Raw genomic sequence first — 24,913 nt, 5'->3', positions numbered from 1 at the left:
AGGGAGGAAATAAGACATTGAACATCAAAAAAATTAGTCTTATCTTGTGCGTCTTATTGATTTCGGCTTCTATGTTTACGATACATAGTGCAAGTGTCAGTGCAGCTACCAATTCAAATATAACATTTGAAGATGTCACTAAAACACACCCAGCCTATGAAGAAATCAATTATTTAGTAAGTTTAGGTGTTATTCAAGGATACTTTGTCAATGGTAAAAGAGTATTTGGCCCAAATAACAATGTAACAAGAGGACAAGCTGCTAAGATGGTTGTAGTTGCTTCAGGTAACAAACCATTAGTTGTTAATAAATCAAGCTTTTCAGATGTTACAGTAGGCACTGAAATGTCAGGTTACATAGAGCGTGCTGTCCAATTAGGATTTTTCGACAAAAATATAAAAGGTGAATTCCTACCAAATAAGCCTCTAACTCGTGGAGAAATGAGTTATGTATTAACAAAGGCATTCAATTTAGATACTAGTGAGTATGAGGGAATTGACTCACCATTTACGGACGTAGCGATTACACATGAATATGTGAAATACATTAATACCATCTATTATAATGGTATTACGAACGGAACGGGTGATAAGTATTTACCAAATAGTACTGTAACACGTTCACAATTTTCTTTATTCGTTGCACGTGCAAAAAGTGAAAAATATCGCTTAGAATTACCTGTAAAAGGTGTACAAGTGCCAGATACATCACAAGTGATTGGCTTAGTAAAAGTTACTACAGAGGGGTTAAACATCCGTAAATCAAAGGATTCCTCTTCTAGTACTAACATCGTAGGTAAAGTCAATACAGGCGGTAAATTATCAGTATATGCAGTTGAAGGCAATTGGTTAAAGGTAACTTATAAAGGTGCATTTGCCTATGTTTTTAAGCAATACACTGAATTTTTAGATGCAGATGGCAATGAGCTAGGAGCAGTCGAAAAAGAAGTTACGACAAATGGTGCTGTAAACTTATATGTGAAGCCAACATCTTCCGCAAAAGTAATTTCATCAGTTAAAGCCAACGAAAAACTACCAGTTTACAAAACAATAGGTGGCTATTATTTAACACAAGTAAATGGTTTGCCAGGTTATATTGTAGCAAACAGTACTACGGATGCTACTGGAGAAGTAAAACCTAATCCGGATCCAACACCACCACCAGCTTCTGGAGATGTATTAGGTAAGGTAACGGTTGCTAACCTAAATGTGCGTAGTCAAGGTAACTCAACTTCGCCAGTGCTATTTAAGCTGAACAAGGGAGAGTATGTCCAAGTTAATAGCATTAATGGTTATTGGGCAGAAATCACCTATAATGGTCAAACAGGATATGTTCATAAATCCTATTTAAAACTATTAAATCAAACAGCTAAGCCTTTACAAAATCGTATTATCATCCTAGACCCAGGTCACGGTGGTAAAGATCCAGGTACTGTAAAAGGTTCTGTTTCTGAAAAAAGCATTACATTAAAAGTCAGCACACAAGTTAAGCAATTACTAGAGAATGCTGGTGCAAAAGTTTATATGACACGTACTGGTGATACGTATCCATCATTACAAGATCGTGTAGATTTTACACAAGCAAACTATGGTGAGATTTTCGTTAGTGTCCATGTTAACTCTGCTGCCAATGCGTCAGCACAGGGTACTGAAACATATTATGCAATATCTACAGGAGATATGTATCAAGAGGACATCGATTTAGCTACATTTGTGAATAACCAAATTGTTAACAATTTAAATATGAAAAACCGTGGTGTGAAGCAAGAGCAATACTACGTCATTCGTAACATGGTCATTCCATCTATTTTAGTGGAGCTAGGATTCTTAACGAATACAGAGGATCACAATAAAATGACGAATGATCAATACGTTAAATTATTTGCAGAATCTATTTACAATGGTATTTTGCAATATTATAAGAAACAATAATAGTTGAAGAACGATTCCAAAGGGGTGCTATCTTTTGGGATCGTTTTTCTTACTTTATACATACCCGCATTCGAAAAATACAAACAAATCTATAAAAAAATGGCTGCCTCGTTCCTTAGGAGGCAGCCATTTACTATTATTTCACGGTATTGATGAATTTAATATAATCCTTACTTATATAGGCAGGTTCAGTGGGTAATTTATCTGAAACAACTTGATACCAACCATTTGCTCCTGTATCTGTGACAATGACGGGCATATTACTTTTGCTAAATGTGAACAATGGACTTTGACTTGTTGATGCGTCTGCACGAACATTTAGACCAGCTGTTGTAGTTAGGGCAATTTTATAAGGGTTATTTGCATCTTTAAAGCCTAAAGCCTTTTCTGCACGATAGTAGTGTCCAGCAATTTTAGCGCCCCAGAATGGATCTGAAGCGTATTTTACATTGAAGCCGATAGCCTTAGAACCAACCACTGCACCATTCGTATAACGTCCTCCTGGTGTAATATAATTTGGCTGTAAGAACCTTTCAACAAGCTCATTAATGTTTGCACCAACACTATCAAACTTTTTGTTTAGTGGGTTTGTGTCATAGACATATAAACCAAATAGATTGTTCAAGTTTTGTGCGTGATCACTCATACCATAAGCGCTCTCATGCTGTGCTAGAGATAAAATAAGCATAGCATTAATATGGGCATTCGCTTCTACTTCCTTTAACACAGAGCCTAAGCCAATTAACTTACTTTTTGTTGTTGCATCCTTATAAATGGTAGCACCTGAGCTTTCAACTTCCGCTAATTTTTGCAAAATATATTGATCTAGCTCTTCTGCTGTATATTGAGTTGTCGCACGAGCGGGTAGGAATTGATAGTAATTATAGCCTTCTCCTTTTGAAGAACCATTGGCATTTGTAAAATTAATGCCATCCCAGCTAAAGTATTTTTCGCCTTGCTTCATAAAGCTAGGAGCCTTACCGTACACGTAACTAGAGGAATACTTATTCGTTTTATAATCATATAGGGTATGCTTGATTTCACCATTTTCATTTGAATAGAAAGAACGTCCCTTTACTAATGTAGAAGGAATTAAGCTAACGTCAGCCTGTTTTAAATAGCCTACATGACCAGCTAAGCGTACTTTTACTTGTGTGGCATCACTGCCTAGATACTCCATTTCTGTATTTCCAGCAACAGCGATTTGATCCTTAATTGTTTCAGAGTTCAGTGCAACGTAATTATTCGTTACAACATAACCCGAAGTCATTTTTATAATTTTATTATTTTGAGTAATCACTAACGAATTACTTGTCATCGCTTTTTCAGCTGCTTCAAAGGTAGGAAGGCTTTGCTTGTCTACTAGATTGCCATTTGAAATTTCTTTGATGATATATGCTGTAGTATTACCGTTATTCCCAGTATTTTCGTTGTTACCAGCGTTTCCATTATTATTGCTATTATTCTCTGAGTTTCCGTTGTTTTCGTTATTCTCAGTATCCATTTGATCGGCAAGAAGAATTAAACGTAGAATGAATGTTGAAGCTTCACCGATAGTGGCATTGTCTCTAGGTAAAAACATGCCATTAGAGCTTCCTTTAATCAGTCCTAATTGTGCACCAATGGCAATATCCTGACGGAAATCTTTAAAAATAGTGGCATTGTCTTTAAATGTAATAGAAGAAGTACCTTTTGGTATTTTTAAATAATCCACCGCTCTAATTAGCATAACTGCCATATGCTCTCTTGAAATGCGTGCGTCAGGCTTAAAAGAGCCATCTGTATACCCTGTGATAATTCCAGCAGTAGCGGCAAGCTTAATTTCATTTGCATATAAATAGGTGTCTGAGACATCTGTAAACGTCATGTCGCTTTTTGTACCTAAATCTAAAGCCTTTGCTATGTATGTGGCAAATTCACCGCGTGTAACCGTGTCATTTGGACGATAGCTGCCGTTTGCATCTTTAATCAATGCATCTTTAGAGATTAAATAACGCAAGCCACTTTCGTGCATATGGCCTGATAGCTCATCAGCATTGGCCGATTGTGGTTGCCAAATGACTACACTAATAAGCATCATAAGCAACATAAAAATTGATCGTTTTTTCATAGTTTTACCCTCCTAAACTGATATCATTTTAACAAAGTTATACAATCAAGTTAAGGGTCAAATGTTAGAAATATCATAAAATATGCCAACGAATTCTAGGAAATAAGTAGGCTTTTCGTTTTTGTAGAAAGATTTTGTATGGAATAAGGGAGGGGGAGTGAATCAAAATTCATATGAGTTTCTTCTATTATATAGTGGTTTTCTGTTTAGCCCAAAAAATAATGCCGCCCATTGTTTGGAATGGACGGCATTTTTGAAAAATATTAAAGCATTTCTGAAGTTGTTTTTGCTTGCATATGCAGTTGTAGGTAGTCTGGTCCACCTGCTTTTGAGTCTGTACCTGACATGTTGAAGCCACCAAATGGTTGGTAGCCAACGATGGCACCTGTACAGCCACGGTTGAAGTAAAGGTTTCCTACATGGAATTCTTCACGTGCTTTTTCTAAGTTTACACGGTTTTTCGTGATGACTGCACCTGTTAAACCGTATTCTGTATCGTTCGCAATTTCAATAGCGTGATCGAAATCTTTTGCTTTTGCGATTGCTACCACTGGCCCGAAGATTTCTTCTTTCATAATACGTGCAGAAGGTTCTACGTCTGCGAATACAGTTGGCTGTACAAAGTAACCAACTGAATCATCTGCTGTACCACCAGCCACTAGACGACCTTCGCCTTTACCGATTTCGATGTATTCCGTAATTTTGTTGAATGCCGCTTGGTCAATAACTGTTGCCATGAAGTTGCTGAAATCTGTTGGATCTCCAACTGTTAAAGCATTTGTTAATTCTTCTACACGATTAACAACTTGCTCATACACATCTTCAACGATGACTGCACGAGAACAGGCTGAACATTTTTGACCTGAGAAGCCAAATGCTGATTTGACGATTGATTGTGCAGCTAATTCTAAGTCTGCTTCTTTATCAACTACGATTGTATCTTTTCCGCCCATTTCAGCGATGACACGTTTAATCCAAATTTGACCATCATTTAATACAGAAGCACGTTGGTTGATACGTAAACCAACATCACGTGAACCTGTGAAGCTGATGAAGCGTGTTTTTGGATGATCGACTAAGTAGTCGCCTACTTCAGCACCAGAACCTGGTACGAAGTTCACGGCACCTGCTGGAAGACCTGCTTCTTCTAATACTTCGATAAATTTATACGCCACTACTGGTGTTGTAGAAGCTGGTTTTAATAAGACTGTGTTCCCTGTTACTAAAGCGGCCACTGTTGTACCAGCCATGATCGCAAATGGGAAGTTCCAAGGAGAAATAACGATACCGATTCCTAGTGGAATATAGTCATAACGGTTGTATTCACCTGGACGGCTTTCTACTGGTTGACCGCCTTTAATGCGTAGCATTTGGCGACCATAGTATTCCAAGAAGTCGATTGCTTCCGCTGTATCTGCATCTGCCTCTGCCCATGGTTTCCCTGCTTCTTTTGTTAATAATGCAGAGAATTCATGTTTACGACGACGAATAATAGCTGCTGCTTTGAACAAAACGTCAGCACGAATCGCAGGGTCAACTTTTTTCCATGTTTTGAATGTTTCATCCGCTGCTTGCATCGCTTTTTCAGCTAACTCTTTGCTTGCTTTTGACACACGGCCAATCACTTCTGTTTTCTTTGCAGGATTGTACGAAACGATTTTATCTTCTGTTGTAATGCGCTCGCCACCAATGATAAGTGGGTAGTCTTGACCTAAGTAACCTTCAACTTTATTTAAAGCCTCCACATAAGCATTGTAGTTTGCCTCTTGTGAAAAATCTGTGAATGGTTCGTGTTTGTATGGAATCATGTCAGTTTCCTCCCCATGGATAAGTGATGCCAAATGATTATGCACCTTTTAAGATTGTGATAATTATATAATGCAATATAATTTGGCATTTATCAACTCAAATCTTAAAATTTTTTCAATTTTTGCATCTGTTTTTCGTATTGGTGTTAGAATAAGCTTAATGGAATACAGGAGGACAAGATGGATAATAATGTACTACAAAGTATTTATAAATATGTCATTGAAAAAGGTGATATGGGAATTTGCGTCGTAGATACGGATGGCAAGTTGCTCATATATAATAAAAAAATGAGGGAATTAGAAGGTGTTAACGAAGATGAGTTTGAGGAAAGACGAGCCTTAGAGATTATTGATTTTGAGATTGAAAAAAGTGATATTTATAAAGTCCTCAGCTCTGAAACACCCATTTACAATATCAAAAAAACGTATTGGAATAAAAAAAATCAAGAAGTGACCTATATAAGCAATATTTATCCGTTGCACTATGAAGGTGCTTTGGTGGGGGCTGTGGAATTTGCGCGAGATATTACACAGCTTGAATATATGATGTATCAGCCATTAAGAAGATATGGCGCACCATTGACATTTGACATTATCACGGCTGTATCACCAGTCATGAAGGATGTTATTGAAAAAGCAAAGATTGTAGCGCTAAGTAGAATGCCTGTTGTCTTAATAGGGGAATCAGGTACAGGCATTGATATGGTGGCTGAGGGAATTCATCATGATCTAAAGGTTCAAAATGATATGTTTATTGCTTTAATTTGCCGTCGAGACGAAAAAACGGTTTTAAAGCAATTTGAAAAATATATTATTGAAAAGGAAAAAATCACTTTTTTTGCAGAGCGTATCGAATATTTATCGCTTGAAGCACAGGAAAAGATTGTTGAGCTTTTTAATAATCACCCAAATCATCAGCATGTTCTAATCGCTAGTGTTGGCAAAGACCCAATTGATTTAATTCAAAAGCAAGAGCTATCTAAAAAGCTGTATCGACTTTTTTCTGGCATCACAATATATGTACCACCTTTACGAGAAAGAAAAGAGGATATCATGCCCTTTATCGATGACTATTTCAAACGGCATCGTGATAGCTTTGGCTCATCGATTCAAGGGCTTTCAGAAGAAGTACGTGAAACCTTTTTAAAATATGATTGGCCAGGTAATCTAAAGGAATTGGAAGTTCTATTGGATGAAATTACGTCGTTGATTACCAATGAAATGATTGTGGAGTCACATATGTTGCCTGTCCATTTCAAATGGAAAATCCAAAGCTCATGTGAGGAAACGGAAAAAGAAGTATCTACGAGTGACTTGTTTGTAATTAAAAATCAGCAGGATATTCGACCGTTAGACGTCTACATGAAAGAGGTAGAGGAGTACTATATTTCGAAGGCGTTAGATTTTCATCAGGGGAATATTTCTAAAACGGCTGCGGCATTGGGGATTCGTCGTCAAAGCTTACAATATCGTGTTAAAAACTATAAGCTCAATAAAAAAAGCGAAAACATTGATTAACGATGTTTTCGCTTTTATTGTTGATTTGATGGATAGACTCCCAAAAGTGACGGATAGAACTATCTAACTGATGGATAGCATCTAGCTTGTAATGATTATTTTCCTTTTTTTGAAAGGCGACCAAGAGCAAATGCCGCAGCTCCTAAGCCGATTGCCATATTTGTTTTTTTATTAAACACTTGTTTTGTCACAAGTGCCACATTTTGTGGGCGTTCTGCTAAACGGCGCATAAAGTAACCGTACCAATCGTTACCAAATGGTAGGTACGTGCAGAAGTTATAGCCTTCACGTGCAAGATCTAGCTGCATTTCTTTACGGAAACCATATAGCATTTGGAATTCGAATTTTTCATTTGGAATATTATGTTGCTTCACAAATTGTTTTACATGGTTAATAACATTATGGTCATGTGTAGCGATCGAAGTAAATTTACCATGTAATAAATGATACTCGATTAGTTTTAAATAGTTGCGATCAATATCACCTTTTGATTGATATGCTACATTTTCTGGCTCTTTGTAGGCACCTTTAACGATTCGTAATCGGAAGTTTTTGTATTTCTCAATATTTTCTTCTGACTCGAAGAAGTAAGCTTGAATAACTGTACCTACGTTATCAAACTCTTTGTGTAGTTCCTCTAATAATTCAAAAGAGCTGTGTAAGCGTTCGTAGTTTTCCATATCGAAATTTACGAAAATGTTATATTGATGTGCCAGAGCCACGATTTCTTTTAAGTTTTCGTAGCAAAATGCATAATCAATATCTAAACCTAATTGAGAAGGTTTAAGGGAGATGTGAGCATCAAGCTTTTCATCATGAATAGCTTGAACAACAGCTAAAATATTATTTTTTGCAGCTGTTGCTTCTGATTTTTCGTAGACGAATTCGCCTAGATTATCGACTGTACATGAAATATTAGCATTGTTTAATTCTCTAATCGATTGCACAACTTCAGGTAAGCTTGTTCCAGCAACTACACTTTGAGCACCCATTTTTAGACCATATTTTTGTGCAGCGCTATTTAATAATTTGTTTTCTGATAAGTAAATGAAAAAATCACGTAATACCATCATATGCCTCCAAAATTGAAAATTTTAAATTCTTGGCGATTATAACACTTTTTTTGAAAAGTAAAATGGCTAGATTTTTAGAAAAAATTTTTTTGAAGAAGCGATAAGGGGAGAAAACTATTGTATTGATTGACTTTTGAAAGTGAAAAAAACAAATAAAAAAATTTTTTTCAATAAAAGGGACTTTTCAAAATAATAGTTTTGAATTATGTTGAAAGGTATGTGTATTACACAAAGCATGTAATTGTTAAGAGAATTTTCTGATATTTAATCAAGGTGCTCAATTGATTTTTGAGTCCTTTTGGTATTTTAATATAATGTTAAAAGTAATTATCTTTAGAAGAAATTCTAAGATAATTACTTTTTTATTTCTATTATAAATATCATATTAATAGTAGTTCATAGTAAAAAAAAAGTGGGTGTATTATAATAGAATGGTGTATAATCATGGATAAAATATGTACAATTTGTGAAGATATAGTTACTTTTGATTTGTAATACTGAAGGCAATATGACTACTTTAAACTAAGATAAGGTGGAAAGTATGGCAAGAGGCAGAAAATTTAATTCAAATGGAGAGCGAAGCAAACAAATCTTACTTGAAAAAGCGATAGAGCTATTTTCTGATAAAGGTTATTATCAGACAAAAATTAGTGACATTGTAAAGGCTGCCAATGTAACACAGCCTACTTTTTATCTGTATTTTAAAAGCAAGGATGCCCTTTATAATGATTTAAATATACAATTCCAAAGTGGATTTTTGGAAGCGCTGGAAAGTCAATCAACTGAAATTGTTGAAAACGGCTTAAAAGGATTTGTCACGCTGTTAGAGCAAAAGTTATTAAACTTGTTCGTTTATATTACGGAAAATCCCAAATTGACAAAAATCGGTTTTATCGAATCAGAGCAATCCCATATAGTGAAAAAACAACTGACACAGCAAATTATCCACCTAATTTATCTTCATGATTGCGACAAAGATTTGCAGATGTATAGTGTGGATATGAAAATAATGATAGACAGCTTAGTAGGATCAATGGAGCGACTCATCATAATTTATTTATTAGAGCAAAAAAGATTACCTGCTGATCTGGCAAATGATATTATACAATTATATTTTTGGAAAACAAAAGAAACGATATAAAAAATCCTCTCAACGATAAAATGTCTATCGATGAGAGGATTTTTTACTGATTTATTTTTATATGCTGATAGTAGCCTTTTTGACTCTTGCTATTTGCATGAATAAGTAGCATATATTCTTGATCTGCTACTAAAGATTTTGCTGGGGTAACGACAAGTGTTTGCCCTTCAACTTTAGCAGTTATAGATACTTCATTTGCCCCTAAAGCAACTAGTTGAACGTGATCTTTAGCAATTTGTGAAGAAAGAACTGCGGGGATTTTCACACTTACTTTTTCTTTTGTTGCATTACTCTTTGCAGTAGATAACTTTCTATATTTTGGATACTGTTCCTTTAGAGCATCAAAATGTGCTTGGAAAATAGGAGCTGATGTTGTTTGTATATTTGGCTTAACCCCTACTTCGTGAATAGTCTGACTAGCAGGTCCTGTAAATTTACCGACTGTTAGCTTTAAATAACTTCCATCATGTAAGGTATAAAAGCCTTGCATAGCACCTTTTCCATAGGTTGTTTCACCATATAATATAGCCGCCTTTTGGTCTTTTAGTGAGGCGGAAAGCATTTCAGAAGCACTAGCACTATAGCGATTCACGAGAATACGAGTATTTTTTGGAAATTTTGTATTTTGGTGAACTGCTGGTATTGTGTAGGAGGCGTGTGCTTCCTCTAATAAATAGGCGATTTTAGCAGACGGGAATAATCCTGTCATTTCTTCCGCTGTTGTCACGTAACCCCCACCATTATTTTGTAAATCCAAAATGAACGATGTTGCACCACGTTGTTTTAAGTCAATAAGCGCTTTTTTGACAAGCTGTGCGCCATCTTCAGAAAAGGAAGCCAACGAAATATAGCCAACATGTCCAAACAGTAATTCAGATTGTACATTTGGTAATGTGAATTTTTTTCGTGTAATAGTTTTAGTTGTTGTCGTTTCATTACTATGCTTGATTGTAACCTTCACTTGGGTCCCTTCATTACCGATTAAGAGGGAAGAGGTTTCTTGTGTAGAGCGACCAATAATAGATTCACCATTAACGGCAATGATGATATCTCCAGCCTTAATACTAGCTTCAAAGGCGCCACTGCCTTCAATTACTTGTAAAATATGAATCCCATCTTCGTGTTCTTCAATTATAACACCAATCCCAATTGTTGATAGGTTAATGCTATTCATATAATCCTCAAATTCTTGCTTTGTAAAATAAGTGGAATATGGATCAAGCATCTCCATGATTTCTGAGATGGACGTGGCTTTCTCTAAGTTTCCATCGATTGTTCCAACATAAGTATTTTTAATGATCTCCTTAATTTCCTTCATAAGCTGTTGATCATTACTTGCAGCATGAGTAGCCGTGAAAGGAATTAGAAAGAAGGCTAGAACAAATACAAACGACCACATTAATTTTTTCATTGGACACCTCTTTTCTAGAACTCGAAAAAGGAATGCACCATGCTCATTAGGCGTTTAATGGATGGATACATTTTACAATTGAGTCTCTATTTTTATTATACATGAGCTGTAGGAATTGTGGGGGGATTAAATAAGATAAAAGAATCTGCTTGTTATGAACAACAAGCAGATTCCAATAAATTATTTCGCTGAGGCGTTATTAGTTAGCTTATGAATCATAATGCCAATAAATGCGCCAACTATGGCTGGTAAAAGCCATCCTAAATTTTGCTCATACAGAGGCAATGCTTTTAGCATGTTTTCATACGGCGCGATTTCTACCTTCATTTCTTTTAAGCCACCGTAAAGGCTAACAAGGAAAGTTGGAATGAGCGCTAAAATATAAACAATTTGTCCACCTTTAAAGAAATGGTCCGCTAATGATAATACCATCAATACCATCGCCAGTGGATAAATGATTAACAGTACAGGTAAAGATGCACTAATAATTGTTGAAAGACCAACATTTGTAATAGCTGCACTAATAATAGTGAAGACAATCAAAAATGTCTTGTACGAGATTTTTGGGAAGAGCTTGTGGAAATATTGGGCATTAGCAGTTAATAAACCGACAGCCGTTGATATACAAGCTAGTAAAATAGTAGCAGACAAAATAATACTTCCAAGACTACCAAAAAGCACTTCCGCTGATTTTGCAATAATATCTCCGCCATTGGCAGAGGCACCAATTGCAGTAATACTTGTATTCCCAATATGACCGAGTGAGATATAAACGAAAGATAAACCTATAGCCGCAACCACACCGGCAAAAATCGTCGTATTGATTTGCTTTTTCTTATCTGTCATGCCCATATCACGTAAAGCTTGTAAAATAACGATACCGAAAACAAGTGCACTTAGAACATCCATTGTTAAGTACCCTTGTACAAAGCCTTCAGCAAAAGGAGAGCTAATATATTTTCCTGCTGCTTCCCCTGGTTCTCCCATTGGAGAGATAAAGCTTTTGACAGCGAGCAATAAAATAACTAGAAGCAGGGCAGGTGTTAAGATTTTTCCTACTCGATCGACAAGCTTCGAAGGGTTAATAGAGAGATAAAGAATTAGGGCGAAAAATAAAATAGATGTGATTAAAAGCGGCGCCCAATGTCCCTTCATCGCTTCAGGAAGGAACGGTGCAATCCCTATTTCATAGGACACAGATCCAGTTCGCGGTACAGCGAAGAACGGTCCAATGGCTAAATAAACAATGGATGTAAAGATTACGCCAAAAGCAGGGCTAACACGATTGGCAAGCAGCTGTAAATCGCCTCCTGCTTTGGCGACAGCAACGATAGCTAATAGTGGTAAACCGACACCTGTTATTAAGAAACCGATCATAGCAACTGTGATATTTTCACCTGCTTGTTGACCTAATAACGGTGGAAAAATAATATTCCCAGCACCCAAGAATAAGGCAAATAATAGCAATCCTACTGCTAAATTTCCTTTGATGAAATGCAAGATGTTTTTCATAAGTATAAAAACTCCTTTAAGATTGAAAAGATAAAACTTTCTAAAAATTTTAAATACAGAAGTGTATGTTATCATAGGAACAAGAATCTGGCAATGAATATATTATTGCAATATAGTCGGATTTTGTCGTATTCTATAGGATTACTAAAATGTTTGAAAAATAGTCAGTATTTCCGATTTTTCATGAAGCAGTTATCTAGTATGATAGACACACAAGGAAATATTCTAGCACGAACGGAGGCAATTTGGTATGCAAAAGACAAAAAAATGGAGAATTCTTGTTTTAAGTACTATCGCAACTTCATTTTTAGCACTACAAACAGCAGAAGCAGCAACTTACACCGTACAAAAAGGCGATACTTTATCCAAAATCGCGCAACATCATCAAGTTACGATTGAGGATATTATGAAGTGGAATAATCTATCGAAAGATACGATTGTTGTAGCTCAAAAGCTTGAAATTCAAAAGCAAACAACGAGTGAGGGGACAAAACCTTCAACCCCATCAACATCTGTCAAACCTACTGCTGGCTCTCATACAGTGGCGAAAGGTGACACATTATCAAAAATTGCAAAGCAATATAATGTGTCAATTAAAGATATACAGGAATGGAACAAGCTTGAGAAAGACATAATTTACATTGGACAAGTACTAAAGATTTCTTCAGGAGCCGTGAAACCCGGGGGTGAATCTATACATAATAATGTGACTTCAGATACGGGCACACCATCCAAAGTGACAGATAAAGATCCTACAGCAAATGGACAAGCTATTTATAAAAAAACAGTTGAAGTGGCAAATACATTGGTTGGGACACCCTACCTATACGGTGGTAATACGCCAGTGGGTCTTGACTGCAGTGGATTTATTTTCTATGCCTTTAATCAAGGCGGATTAAAAATAGGAAGAACAAGTAGTGAGGGGTATTTTAATGGCAACACAACACTTGTGGAAAACCCAGTACCAGGAGATCTAGTTTTCTTTGAAAATACATATAAAGAAGGTATTTCTCATATGGGCATTTATATTGGGGATAATAAATTCATCCACGCGGGCACAGATGGCGTAGAAATTTCAGATGTTACTTACACTTACTGGTCTTCTAAACTAGTAGCTTATAAACGTTTTGATAGTGTGAAATAAAAAAGGAGTGATTTTTGCTTACGCAGAAATCACTTTTTATATGACATAAACAAACCCCCTTCTTAACGAAAGAAGGGGGTTTTGATGTTATTGTGTAACACGCGCTGTCCAACGGGAGAGATCAGCATCATTTGCATCAACAAGCTCTGCTGGGAAAACAAATGTCCAAGGCTTAGTTGAGTTTGGTTGCACAGTTAAGATTGGGTCCATTTTAAATGAACCTTTGGCAATTTGTTTGCCTGTTGCATCAATAATTTCTAATGGCAATTGTTCAAGATTAATTGCTTTATTGTGGCCATTGCGGATAAAGATCGATACATTTAAATTACCATTTTCAGCTAGCTTTGCCTGTAAACCTGTGAAGTTTACCTCTGTTTCGCCTAGCTCTGGTAATGTTTTAACGATTTTTTCAAGCTCCTCTTTTTGAGCTGCTGGTAATTGCTTTTCCCAAGATGGATCAAGCTCTAATTGGTGTCCGCGAAGGGAAACAAGGTTAAAGGCAATTTTCCAGCCTTCTTCAGGAACCTCATCAACTTTGATGGTAGACTTGTCAAATTCGAATACCCATGGACGAGCACTTTCTGCTGGAATTGTGCCAAGTGCTTTAAAATCGAATTTTTTAGATGCTACAAGCTCATCATTTTTATCCATAATGAATAGTTCGATTTCACCTAGCTCAATCGCTTGTGGTAAAGATGAACGGAAAAATGCACGTACTAACCATTTTCCACCACGACCTTCTTCAATACTAATAGAAGATAGAGATAATTGATTTGGTTTCAATGGTTCTAGCTCATTAGCAAGGAAGTTAAAGATATATTTTTGCTCCTGAGGTACGTCCCATTCTGGATGGAAAGAAAGCTTTGTTTCAACATCACGGTTTTCACCTTTATTTGTAGAAACAGTACCTAGCAAGTCTTTTGAGTCAATTGTGTTTTCTTGAACGATTTTATCTGATTTTTTAAAGAATGAAAATAAGCCCATTATTGTTCCTCCTGCTGTGCTTCAATTGTTTTCATGAAGCTTGTAATTTCTATAATGATTGAACGACGTAGTTCTTGGAAATTTTTACCGAACAATTCCAGTCCTTCACGTTGATAAATTCGCATCGGATCTTCTTGTTGATAATGACGTAAGCCTATTCCTTCTTTTAAATGCGCCATGGCTTCCAAATGTCTTACCCAGCCACTATCGATGTAGCTAAGCATAACTTGAGGGATAGCTTGAAGTATTTGCTCATTTTCAGAGAATTTTTCGATTTTATTAAGTAGTTCTAGTTCAGATGGTTCGATATCTGCTAGTATCTGTTTAATTCTTCCGACCTCACGATCGATTGTAACAGGCGTAATGAATAGTGAGTTTAATGTTTGCTCCATACGATCATAATCCCATTCGATAGAAGAAACATCTTCTGGTGCAGCATCACGAACAGCAAAATCAACTGTTTCACGTAGCATTTTTTTCAGCTCGCCCATTAAGTCTTCACCAGCTAAAATTTTGTCACGTAATCCATAAAGAACCGTGCGTTGATCATTAATAACATCATCTAGTTTTAAGTTGTATTCACGCATGCCGTATTGAGAACCTTCCACAATGCGCTGCGTACGATCTATAAGCTCCTGCACCTCTTTGTTTTGAATAATGCCATTTTCATCTGTGACCATTTTTGCAGAGAATTTTTCAACTTCTTCTTTTGCGTAACGACGGAACATATCATCTTCAATAGAGAGAATGAAGCGGCTTTCGCCTATGTCTCCTTGACGACCTGAACGACCACGTAACTGATTATCTACACGTCGACTTTCATGCTTTTCTGTACCCATTACATATAAACCACCAAGATCATGCACTTCTTCCCCTAGCACGATATCTGTACCACGACCAGCCATATTTGTTGCTACAGTAATACGACCTTTTTGACCTGCTTGTGAAATAAGCTCTACTTCTTGCTCTACGGTTTTTGCATTGAGTAATTGGAAAGTTAATTTTTCTTTTTTTAGATAATCAGCAACCGTTTCGGACTGTAAGATTGATGTTGTACCAATGAGAATTGGTTGACCTTTTTCATGACGTTTTTTAGTCTCAGCTGCAACATATTTATATTTTGCCTCTTGGGTGCTAAAAATAATATCAGGCTGATCGACACGTTGACGTGGACGGTTGGTTGGAATTTGCACAACTTCCATACCGTACACTTCTCGAATTTCCTTTTCCTGTGTTTTCGCTGTACCCGTCATCCCAGAAAGTCTCGGATACATACGGAAATAGTTTTGAATTGTAATTTGCGCCATTGATTTATTTTCATCCGTGATGGTAACGCCCTCTTTGGCTTCAATTGCTTGATGTAAGCCATCAGAGAGTGAGCGACCTTCTAAAATACGGCCAGTAAACATATCAACAAGCTCAATTTTGTCGTTTTTAACGATGTAATCTACATCACGTTTAAACATGACGTGTGCACGAACTGCTTGAATCACATAATGGAAAAGTGTTTGATGTTCTAAATCATACAGATTATCAATATTGAAGGCAGCCTCAACCTTTTCAATACCTTTGTCTGTTAAGGAAGTAGCTTTTGTTTCTTCATCAAAATCATAATCTTCCTCGACTTTGAAACGCTTGGCTAGCATGGCAGCAATTTGATGTAATTCGTTATTCGATGCCATTTTACCTGCGATAATGAGAGGTGTTTTGGCCTCATCAATCAGGACACTATCTACTTCATCAATAATGGCAAAGTGATATGGTCGTTGAACCTTATCTGCTAAGCTATGGGCCATATTATCACGTAAGTAATCGAAACCGAATTCAGTTCCAACACCGTATGTAATATCTGCGTTGTAAGCTAATTTTTTTTCATCTTGCTCCATCATCGGTACATTTAAACCAACAGTTAAGCCAAGGAACCGATGGATTTGACCAACTAACTCATAGTCTCGTTTTGCAAGGTAATCATTTACTGTGATAACGTGAACGCCTTTACCTTCTAATGCTCGTACATAAGAGGGAAGGGAAGCAACGAGTGTTTTACCTTCACCTGTAGGCATTTCAGCGATATTGCCTTCAGTCAATACAAGACCACCGATAAGCTGTACATCAAAATGACGCATACCTAATACACGCTTTGAGGCTTCGCGTACAACTGCAAAGGCGTCCGGGATGATTGATGTAATAGGCTCACCTTGTTCTAATTGATTTTTGAAAATAAAAGTCATTTCTCTTAATTCAGCATCTGACTTGTTAACATACGTTTCTTCAAGATTATTAATTTGATCTACTATTTTATAGTAGCGCTTTAATTGACGAGCACTAGTTTGCTCTTTGTTACTTTTGAAAATTGAGAACATGAAATATACGCTCCTTTAAAGTTGTCTACATGCTAGACACTTCATTATTTTATCAAATTTTGCGAATGGTGACTACAATTGACTGTATAGGAATCTATGAATGCTAAAATGTACAAAATATTTGTGAAATCGTGGAAAATGTTTAGAAAAAGTATATTTCAATGCTTGTTCATGCTATAATCAATTTGGATTTCAATGTAGATTATTTATTTGAGGAGGAGAGACATGCTTTACGTGTCTTTAATAGCAGCGTTCGTTGCATCCATTTTGTTAACTCCATTAGTGAAACGTTTAGCGTTTAGAATAGGTGCTGTTGATGCACCAAACTACCGAAAAGTACATGCTCGAATTATGCCAAGACTTGGCGGCTTAGCCATTTTCCTTGCGTTTATAATTGGTGTGACGATTTTATATTCATTTTTAATCCATACTAAACATGGTAGTCCCGAATCTTTGTTAGCAATCATTATAGGTGCTTGTATTATCGTTGCCACTGGTGTTATTGACGATATGCGTGAGATTTCTGCCAAGGCAAAGATGATTGGTCAGCTAGGTGCCGCACTAATTGTTGTTTTTGTAGGTGGAATTCAAATTGAAATGGTTAACTTACCATTCTTAGGTACATTAGACTTTGGTTTACTAAGTATCCCATTAACAATTATTTGGATTGTTGGGGTTACAAATGCTATTAATTTAATTGATGGCTTAGATGGCCTAGCAGCAGGTGTTTCTACAATTGCACTCATTACATTAGCAATCATGGCGTTTATTATGAGCAATATGTTTGTTTTAGCGCTAGCAGCCATTTTAGCTGTAGCTTCACTTGGTTTCTTATTTTATAATTTCCACCCAGCGAAAATTTTTATGGGTGATACAGGGGCATTGTTCCTCGGATTTATGATTTCCGTGTTGGCATTACTTGGTTTTAAAAATGTTGCATTCGTAGCTTTAATCATCCCAATTATTATTCTTGGTGTACCGATTTCTGATACATTCTTTGCGATTGTTCGTCGTGTACGCATGAAGAAGAAATGGTCTGATCCAGATAAATCTCACTTACACCACCGTTTACTGGATATGGGCTTTACACATCGTCAAACTGTATTAATTATTTATGGCATCGCGATGATGTTTGGATTAGCAGCGATCATCTTCTCTATGGCAAAATTATGGGGAGCTATTTTACTTGTAGCTGTTATTTTAACAGCCATTGAAATCTTTGTTGAGGTCATTGGGCTAGCAGGTAAAAACTATAGACCATTATTAAACTTTGTACGGATTTTCAGTAAATAAAACGAAAGCAATCATACATTTTGTATGATTGCTCAGACTGTAGATAAACTCAAAAAAATTGAGATTATCTACAGTCTTTTTTTATTAAAACCGTCGATTGATGCTAAAGGCGGGGGCGAGTTGCTTCCCTCGCTTTGTTATTGCCACTACTTCGCACCAATCAGCTTCTACATAAAATACTTCATCGTGAACGATTAGAGATGTTAACGATCGATTAATAAGTACCTAAGAAGCATTTAGTACGAAAATGAAAGAAATCGCAACGAATATGGCGTATTGCCAATATAACCATGCATCACAATGTACAGAAAATAACTCATTCAACACCATATTTGGGAATTATATTTAGAGGAAGCTGAACATTTACGACATTCCTATGACAGCAAACCAATTTATGCAAAGCGCAAAGAGACGATTGAATGTGTCTTTGCGGACGCGAAGCAAAAGCATGGATTGTGATGGAAAAACCTTAAGAGATCTAAAAACATTGTTCATGCAGGTGAGGCTTACTTTTGCTGCCAAAGAAACTGGCTACTTGGATGTATAGCTTAAAAGAGCGCTTCTCAATGTCTTTCTTATTGATAAGCATAAATAGCAACTTTGAGTGAACCACATTACTGACGGACATTACCATTATAATGTATAGGAAATGGAAAGGGAGGAAAGCTAAAATAGGCTTGTTTAACTAGTTCATGACAGGGTAAATGAAAAGAGCAGTTTAATCTTTGGGGAAGTAATATAAAAAGCCCCTAGACAAGATGGCTTGTCTAAGGGCTTTGGAAAGTCATTACTGGTTATTCAACGGCTGAATTATCATCGCTTGCAGCACTGTCTGTTCCTGAAGTATTGCCACTTGTTAGGCTTGATGAACTTTCATTTCGTCCAAGATGGTTATTGAAGATTTCCTTCACTTCATCTACAGAATCCTGATTTAACTGATAATAATAAATACCAGTAGACATGTCATCTGTACCATCCAATGTTAAAGAGTCGATACGTGGAGCACCTTTTGATAAGTAAGATATGAAGGATTTCATTTCAGTGAATGTCATATCTGTTTTCATGTTATCACCAAGGGCTTTAATGACATCATCATACTTTGTGATGGAACCAACAGAAGCAACTTTTTTGATAATAGCTGAAAGAATTTCTTGTTGACGTTTACCACGCTCAATATCACTATCTTGCTTACGTGTTCTTGCAAGGGCAAGAGCCTCACTACCGTTTAAATGCTGTAAGCCTGGCTGTAAATTGATTGTGAATTTATCAAATTCATCTAATTCGTGTAAAGCATAAGGTACCTCTGCTTCAATACCACCGAGTGCATCGACAACGTCAATGAAGGCATTGAAGTTCATACGCACATAATAGTCGATTGGAATGTCAAATAGTTGTTCTACTGTTTCGATAGTAGTAAGTGTTCCACCCATTGCATGAGCATGAGTAATTTTATCTTTATAACCGACCTTAGGAATATAAACGTAAGAATCACGAGGAATACTTAACATTTTAATTGTATGTGTTTTGTTATTTAACGTAGCTAAAATAAGTGCATCGGAACGTGAGTTTTCAGAACCCTGTCCACGATTATCACTATCATCAACCCCGACAAATAAAATAGATACATTATCATGTACTGGCTCTACTTTTTCTTCTCGCTGAGTAGAAACCTGTCGACCTTCTAATTCCTCGTATGCTGAGTTTGCAGCATGCTCTACCTGTTTTGTAAGGTAAACACCATAAGCCGTTACACAAATCACCAAGCTGGCAACTAATAGTAGTGTAACTTTTATAATTAAGGAAGCTTTAGAAGATCTTTTTTTGTACGGTTTAACAGATCTTTTTTTCATATTAGATATATTCTCCTCTAATTATTGGGAATAATAATGCGATAAAGCTAAATTTTATTCAATTACAATAAAGCAAACGAATGGTCAATAAAAATAGCCTAACAAAAAAATTATACTATGCATATTTAGTTTCGACAATTAAAACTATTTATTTGACAATAAATTCTATAAATTGAGCATCTTCGAATGTAATGGAAGCTTGTCCATTTGTGATTTCTGTAATCCAATTTCGGAACTGCTCTTCTTCCTCTTTTAACACAGAAGTAATGATTTCGACACCCTCTAAATACCGTATTTCCTCTAAAGAGTAAGATGAACCTCTTATTTCATTTTCGACTTTCCCTAGCCATGTGTAATCAATGGCTACCTTCATGAAATGATGAAGTTTACGTTCAACTACTTGTGCAGCAATGAGACCCTCTGTTGTCGCTTTCCCGTAAGCACGAATGAGACCACCACCACCGAGCTTAATACCTCCAAAATAGCGAGTAACTACGACGACCGTATCTTTTAAGCCTTGTTTTTTTAAGACCTCTAACATAGGGACGCCAGCCGTACCACTAGGTTCCCCGTCATCATTCGCTTTTTGAATATGATCATGCTCACCAATAATATAGGCTGAGCAGTTATGTGTTGCATTATGATGCATTTTTTTTATACGATCTATAAAGGAAATTGCATCCTCTTCCGTTTCTGCACGTTCTATATAAGTGAGAAAGCGGGATTTGGAAATAACAATTTCGCTTTCACCATATCCTTTTACTGTTAAATAGTTTTCTCTCATCCGTATCAATCTCCTTTTAATTAGAGTTCTATTCTATAATTTTCGTGTAGAAAAAGCATTAAATTTTAGCATGGTAATGCTATAATGGGTGTAGACTATGGAATATATGAAATTGGTCTATTAAAATAGTGAGTAATCATAAGACATTAGACTGGGGAGTATACTATGTTTTCAAATGATACCTTCGATTTAAAGTCGCTTGATGACATTTTCAATCGAATGTTAGATACAATCATGAGCTCAAAGGATGACATCTTTATTATAAGTGAACAAAGCCGAAGAAGCTTTGAAGATATGCAAAAAGAGCTGGAAATTGTTCGAAAACAAATATCAATTGTAATTGATGAAGGCGATGCTCTGGAAAAAAGTACGCAGCTTGCTAAGCAAAGACTTGTATTAGTAAGTAAAGCTTTTGATAATTATACCGAAGAACAAGTTAGAGAAGCATATGAAACTGCACATGATTTCCAGGTAAAGCTCTCCGTTATTAGAACGCAAGAAAAACAGCTACGCGATAAAAGAGATGATCTAGAGAGAAGATTAAGAGGATTACTCGATACGATTGAACGTGCTGATCATATTGTCAATCAGGTAAATGTCATTTTGAATTACTTAACTTCAGATTTAAAAAATGTTGGTTTAGCGCTTGAACAAGCAAAAATGAAGCAAGATTTTGGGATACGTATTATTGCAGCTCAAGAAGAAGAGCGTAAGCGTTTATCAAGAGAGATTCATGATGGACCTGCTCAAATGCTTGCAAATGTACTAATGCGCACTGATTTAATAGATAGAACGTATCGTGAAAAGGGTATTGAAAATGCATTGGCTGAAATTGCTGATTTAAAGAAAACGGTGCGAAATGCTTTATCTGAGGTGCGACGTATTATTTATGATCTACGACCAATGGCACTTGATGATTTGGGAATTGTTCCGACATTAAAGAAGTATTTATCGACAGTAACTGAATATAATCCAGGTGTTGAAGTTCATTTCCAATCGAGAAGTACAGAAAAACGTATACCTTCAAATTATGAGGTATCCATTTTCCGATTAGTGCAGGAATGCGTAACAAATGCCATGAAGCATGGAAAATGTAAAGACATTTGGGTAAAGCTTGAGTGGTTAAAAGAAGCTGTCAATATCGTTGTGAAAGATGATGGCATTGGCTTTGATCCACAAGTAGTGAAAGACCATTCCTTTGGGATTTTAGGAATGAAAGAACGTATCGAAATTTTAAATGGTACAATCACGATTACTAGTGAAATCAATCGAGGGACAACGGTTTTATTTAAAATACCGTTAGAAGTAGAGTGATGCAATGTTGCAGAAATTTAGGGGGTAAAGACAAATGACAAAGATTATAATTGTAGACGATCACCAGCTATTCCGCGAAGGAGTAAAACGCATTTTAGATTTTGAAGATACGTTTGATGTAGTAGCTGAAGGTGATGATGGTACTGACGTGGTTACGTTATATGCTGAAAACGAACCAGATGTTGTATTAATGGATATTAACATGCCAGGTAAAAATGGAGTAGAAGCAACGTCAGAGTTAATCAATGATTTTCCTGATGCGAAAGTGATTATGCTGTCGATCCATGATGATGAAACATATGTGACACATGCATTAAAATCAGGTGCTCTTGGCTATATGTTAAAAGAGATGGATGCCGATGAAATCGTTGAAGCGATCAAAGTCGTTGCTAATGGTGGATCTTATTTACATCCAAAAGTAACAAAAAACCTAGTAGCTGAGTTCAAACGCCTGTCTGAACACGAAAATAAAGGGAACTTCCACCAAACAGAAATTCGTCGTCCATTCCATTTATTAACTAAACGTGAATGTGAAGTATTACAGCTATTAACAGATGGTCAATCAAACCGTACAATTGGTGAGACATTGTTTATCTCTGAAAAAACGGTTAAAAACCACGTTTCAAGTATTCTACAAAAAATGAATGTTAATGACCGTACACAAGCTGTTGTAACAGCCATTAAAAATGGTTGGGTGGAAGTACGATAAGTGCTAAAACTGTTTTTAAAGGCTACTTTCTATTGAAGTAGTTTTTAAAACAGTTTTTTATTGTTTTTTGGTAATTATTTATAAAGGTTTACGAAATCATGAAGAGGCTATTCACAATTTTGTAACATTGCTAAACGGGACTGTTTATACGTATAAACATGAAAACTAACAGAACGTGCAACATTTTACAAGCAAATGCGTCATAAGAAAGATGTAGCACCTAAATGTTGAAAAAGCACAACAAAATTCCTACTACAGCATTTATATGCTACAATATGCGCGGGAGGTTTTTTGATGTTAAAGAAAAGTTTTCTAGCAGTGTTAATCTTATTCGTATTAACTTTAACTGCATGTGGTAATAAAGAAGAGAAGATGAGTGACGAGGATCGAGAAAAAGTAATAGAAGATGGTACAGTAGGCTTTGAGATGATGGGTGGTAACGTGGAAAAAGCTGAAAATGTGCCAGCAGCAGATGAAAAGGCAATTTTAGCATCTTTCGATGAGTATATTGCTGCATTAAATGCTGAAGAAATCGAGCGTTATATGAAGACAATCTCGAAAAATCCAAAGGGTTTTAAATACGATGAAGAAAAAACATATGCAACAGAAGTATTCGATCAATTTGATATTAAGCGTGATGTAGAAAACGTAACGATTGCTAAATATGAACCAGAAGAGGCTCAGGTATTTGCCAACATGAAAATGCACTCTCTTCAGATTGAGACAAATGTTGAACACGAAAGTGCAGGACGTCAAGTAACAGTCTTTGTGAAGGAAGACGATGATTGGAAGGTTACAAGTGTCTTTTATATTGGTGATGACTCACAGTCTAGTACAGGCAACTAACAGGAGCTATCTTCATTCAATATAAGAATTGAGTGAAGATACGCCTACTATACATAGAAAATGAATGCGAAATGAATAACGAAAACGTGAATCTCACGTTCGTCATTCATTTTACATTCATTTCTTTTTGTTTTCATTCCGTATCCTGTGCGACAGCGAACAAACAACAACAATTGCACCAAGAAGAAATAGATTGTAAACTAAGAATCATAGGAGAGTGGACATGGATGAGGACGGCAATCGTAACAGATAGTACTGCATATCTTTCAGCTGAGGAACGTGCACGCTTAAACATTCACATGATACCTTTAAGTGTTAATATCTCAGGTGAACTATTTGCAGAAGAAGTAGACATCACAGCATCTGAGTTTTACGATAAGGTGCGTGGAGCAAAAGAATTCCCAAAAACAACACAGCCTCCAATCGGAGAATTTGTTGCTCTCTTTGACGAGCTAGCGAAGGATTATGACGAGGTTATTTCGATCCATTTATCAAGTGGTATTAGTGGAACATATCAAGGGGCAGTACAGGCAGGTGAAATGGTAGAAGGCATAAAAGTGCATGCCTTTGACAGTGAAATTTCCTGTGCGGTTCAGGGCTTTTATGTTTTAAAAGCTGCTGAAATGGCGAAAGAGGGCCATTCAGCGCAAGACATACTGGCGGCATTAGCGGACATGCAGCAGTATATCCGTGCTTACTTCATTGTAGACGACTTAGCTCATTTACAACGTGGTGGGCGTTTGTCTTCTGCGGCAGCCTTGATCGGCGGTTTATTACAAGTAAAGCCTGTTCTACATTTTGTAGACAAGGTGATTGTGCCTTTTGAAAAAATCCGAACACGTAAAAAAGCATTAAAACGTGCGGAGGAATTGCTAGCAGAGGATGCGAGAAAGTATGAAGCTGTGGACGCTGTTGTCATACATGGCAATTGCCAAGCAGAGGCACAGGAATGGCTAGAGCAATTAGCAGAAGCGTACCCGAACGTAAGTTTTAAATTAAGCTATTTCGGCCCTGTCATCGGCACACATTTAGGTGAAGGATCGATGGGCTTAGGCTGGACAAAAAAATAAAATTTCTATGAGAAGGTCTCTACAGCAAAGTAGAGGCTTTTTTCTATGGAGG

18 protein-coding genes and 1 pseudogene are annotated in these 24,913 nt (G+C 36.5%); 10 read left to right on the top strand and 9 right to left on the bottom strand.

The window, feature by feature from the left end; genetic code table 11:
* Positions 1-17: 17 nt before the first annotated feature.
* A complete protein-coding gene (locus CRI88_RS05035; RefSeq protein ID WP_089932944.1) occupies positions 18-1,931 on the top strand; it encodes an N-acetylmuramoyl-L-alanine amidase in 1,914 nt (637 codons plus the stop codon).
* A gap of 136 nt (positions 1,932-2,067) precedes the next feature.
* Here the strand turns inward: CRI88_RS05035 and CRI88_RS05030 are convergent, their stop codons facing one another.
* Both CRI88_RS05030 and pruA read right to left on the bottom strand, forming a co-directional pair.
* Positions 2,068-4,041, bottom strand: coding sequence for an S-layer homology domain-containing protein (locus CRI88_RS05030; protein WP_101966448.1), 1,974 nt, complete (start codon positions 4,039-4,041; stop codon positions 2,068-2,070).
* A 263-nt stretch (positions 4,042-4,304) separates the two neighbouring features.
* Complete coding sequence (pruA, locus tag CRI88_RS05025) at positions 4,305-5,849, bottom strand: L-glutamate gamma-semialdehyde dehydrogenase (protein WP_036119871.1); 1,545 nt, start codon at positions 5,847-5,849, stop codon at positions 4,305-4,307.
* A 180-nt stretch (positions 5,850-6,029) separates the two neighbouring features.
* Here pruA and CRI88_RS05020 point away from each other — a divergent pair, with 180 nt between their 5' ends.
* Complete coding sequence (locus CRI88_RS05020; RefSeq protein WP_036121141.1) at positions 6,030-7,367, top strand: AAA-type ATPase lid domain-containing protein; 1,338 nt, start codon at positions 6,030-6,032, stop codon at positions 7,365-7,367.
* Positions 7,368-7,462: 95 nt separating this feature from the next.
* Here the strand turns inward: CRI88_RS05020 and CRI88_RS05015 are convergent, their stop codons facing one another.
* Entirely contained in the window at positions 7,463-8,437 is a 975-nt protein-coding gene (locus tag CRI88_RS05015; RefSeq protein ID WP_058843863.1) for a proline dehydrogenase family protein, read from the bottom strand.
* A 544-nt stretch (positions 8,438-8,981) separates the two neighbouring features.
* On the opposite strand from CRI88_RS05015, the gene CRI88_RS05010 reads away from it, so the two are divergent.
* Entirely contained in the window at positions 8,982-9,581 is a 600-nt protein-coding gene (locus CRI88_RS05010) for a TetR/AcrR family transcriptional regulator (protein WP_101966447.1), read from the top strand.
* 43 nt (positions 9,582-9,624) lie between these two features.
* Here CRI88_RS05010 and CRI88_RS05005 read toward each other — a convergent pair whose 3' ends face one another.
* Together CRI88_RS05005 and brnQ are read right to left on the bottom strand one after the other, a co-directional pair.
* Positions 9,625-10,992 carry a S41 family peptidase gene (locus CRI88_RS05005; protein ID WP_058843861.1) on the bottom strand — a complete coding sequence of 456 codons (1,368 nt, stop codon included), beginning with the start codon at positions 10,990-10,992 and terminating at the stop codon, positions 9,625-9,627.
* A gap of 180 nt (positions 10,993-11,172) precedes the next feature.
* On the bottom strand, positions 11,173-12,504 hold the full coding sequence (gene brnQ, locus CRI88_RS05000) for a branched-chain amino acid transport system II carrier protein (RefSeq protein WP_058843860.1): 1,332 nt from the start codon (positions 12,502-12,504) through the stop codon (positions 11,173-11,175).
* Positions 12,505-12,754: 250 nt separating this feature from the next.
* On the opposite strand from brnQ, the gene CRI88_RS04995 reads away from it, so the two are divergent.
* Entirely contained in the window at positions 12,755-13,648 is an 894-nt protein-coding gene (locus CRI88_RS04995; protein ID WP_058843859.1) for a C40 family peptidase, read from the top strand.
* An 87-nt stretch (positions 13,649-13,735) separates the two neighbouring features.
* On the opposite strand, the gene CRI88_RS04990 is transcribed toward CRI88_RS04995, so the two are convergent.
* Together CRI88_RS04990 and secA2 are read right to left on the bottom strand one after the other, a co-directional pair.
* On the bottom strand, positions 13,736-14,632 hold the full coding sequence (locus CRI88_RS04990) for an accessory Sec system S-layer assembly protein (RefSeq protein ID WP_036121124.1): 897 nt from the start codon (positions 14,630-14,632) through the stop codon (positions 13,736-13,738).
* Positions 14,632-16,995 (bottom strand): accessory Sec system translocase SecA2, encoded by a 2,364-nt coding sequence (gene secA2 / locus CRI88_RS04985; RefSeq protein WP_036121120.1) that lies wholly within the window; start codon positions 16,993-16,995, stop codon positions 14,632-14,634. The genes CRI88_RS04990 and secA2 overlap by 1 nt, the downstream gene beginning before the upstream one ends.
* Before the next feature lie 225 nt (positions 16,996-17,220).
* Here secA2 and CRI88_RS04980 point away from each other — a divergent pair, with 225 nt between their 5' ends.
* Together CRI88_RS04980 and CRI88_RS04975 are read left to right on the top strand one after the other, a co-directional pair.
* Positions 17,221-18,288: a glycosyltransferase family 4 protein gene (locus CRI88_RS04980; RefSeq protein ID WP_036121117.1), complete on the top strand. Its 1,068-nt coding sequence runs from the start codon at positions 17,221-17,223 to the stop codon at positions 18,286-18,288.
* A 315-nt stretch (positions 18,289-18,603) separates the two neighbouring features.
* Positions 18,604-18,896: pseudogene (locus tag CRI88_RS04975) on the top strand (transposase); the annotation flags it as partial.
* A 186-nt stretch (positions 18,897-19,082) separates the two neighbouring features.
* Here the strand turns inward: CRI88_RS04975 and CRI88_RS04970 are convergent.
* Together CRI88_RS04970 and CRI88_RS04965 are read right to left on the bottom strand one after the other, a co-directional pair.
* Positions 19,083-20,138 (bottom strand): LCP family protein, encoded by a 1,056-nt coding sequence (locus tag CRI88_RS04970; protein ID WP_036121114.1) that lies wholly within the window; start codon positions 20,136-20,138, stop codon positions 19,083-19,085.
* Positions 20,139-20,286: 148 nt separating this feature from the next.
* Complete coding sequence (locus CRI88_RS04965; protein ID WP_036121111.1) at positions 20,287-20,922, bottom strand: YigZ family protein; 636 nt, start codon at positions 20,920-20,922, stop codon at positions 20,287-20,289.
* Positions 20,923-21,087: 165 nt separating this feature from the next.
* Between CRI88_RS04965 and CRI88_RS04960 the strand changes: the two genes are divergently transcribed.
* The 4 genes from CRI88_RS04960 (at position 21,088) to CRI88_RS04945 (ending at position 24,861) form a co-directional block, all read left to right on the top strand.
* Complete coding sequence (locus CRI88_RS04960) at positions 21,088-22,236, top strand: sensor histidine kinase (RefSeq protein ID WP_036121108.1); 1,149 nt, start codon at positions 21,088-21,090, stop codon at positions 22,234-22,236.
* Positions 22,237-22,270: 34 nt separating this feature from the next.
* The gene (locus CRI88_RS04955; RefSeq protein ID WP_036121104.1) at positions 22,271-22,945 is read left to right on the top strand and encodes a response regulator transcription factor; all 675 of its coding nucleotides are present in this window, start codon (positions 22,271-22,273) and stop codon (positions 22,943-22,945) included.
* A gap of 294 nt (positions 22,946-23,239) precedes the next feature.
* Positions 23,240-23,791, top strand: a complete 552-nt coding sequence (locus CRI88_RS04950) for a DUF3225 domain-containing protein (RefSeq protein ID WP_036121101.1) — start codon at positions 23,240-23,242, stop codon at positions 23,789-23,791.
* Between the two features lie 227 nt (positions 23,792-24,018).
* Positions 24,019-24,861: a DegV family protein gene (locus CRI88_RS04945; protein WP_036121098.1), complete on the top strand. Its 843-nt coding sequence runs from the start codon at positions 24,019-24,021 to the stop codon at positions 24,859-24,861.
* The last annotated feature ends 52 nt before the right edge of the window (positions 24,862-24,913 follow it).

The organism is Lysinibacillus fusiformis (genome assembly GCF_002845985.1).
In the GTDB taxonomy this organism is placed as follows: domain Bacteria; phylum Bacillota; class Bacilli; order Bacillales_A; family Planococcaceae; genus Lysinibacillus; species Lysinibacillus fusiformis_D.
This window is presented reverse-complemented; position numbering and strand designations above follow the sequence as displayed.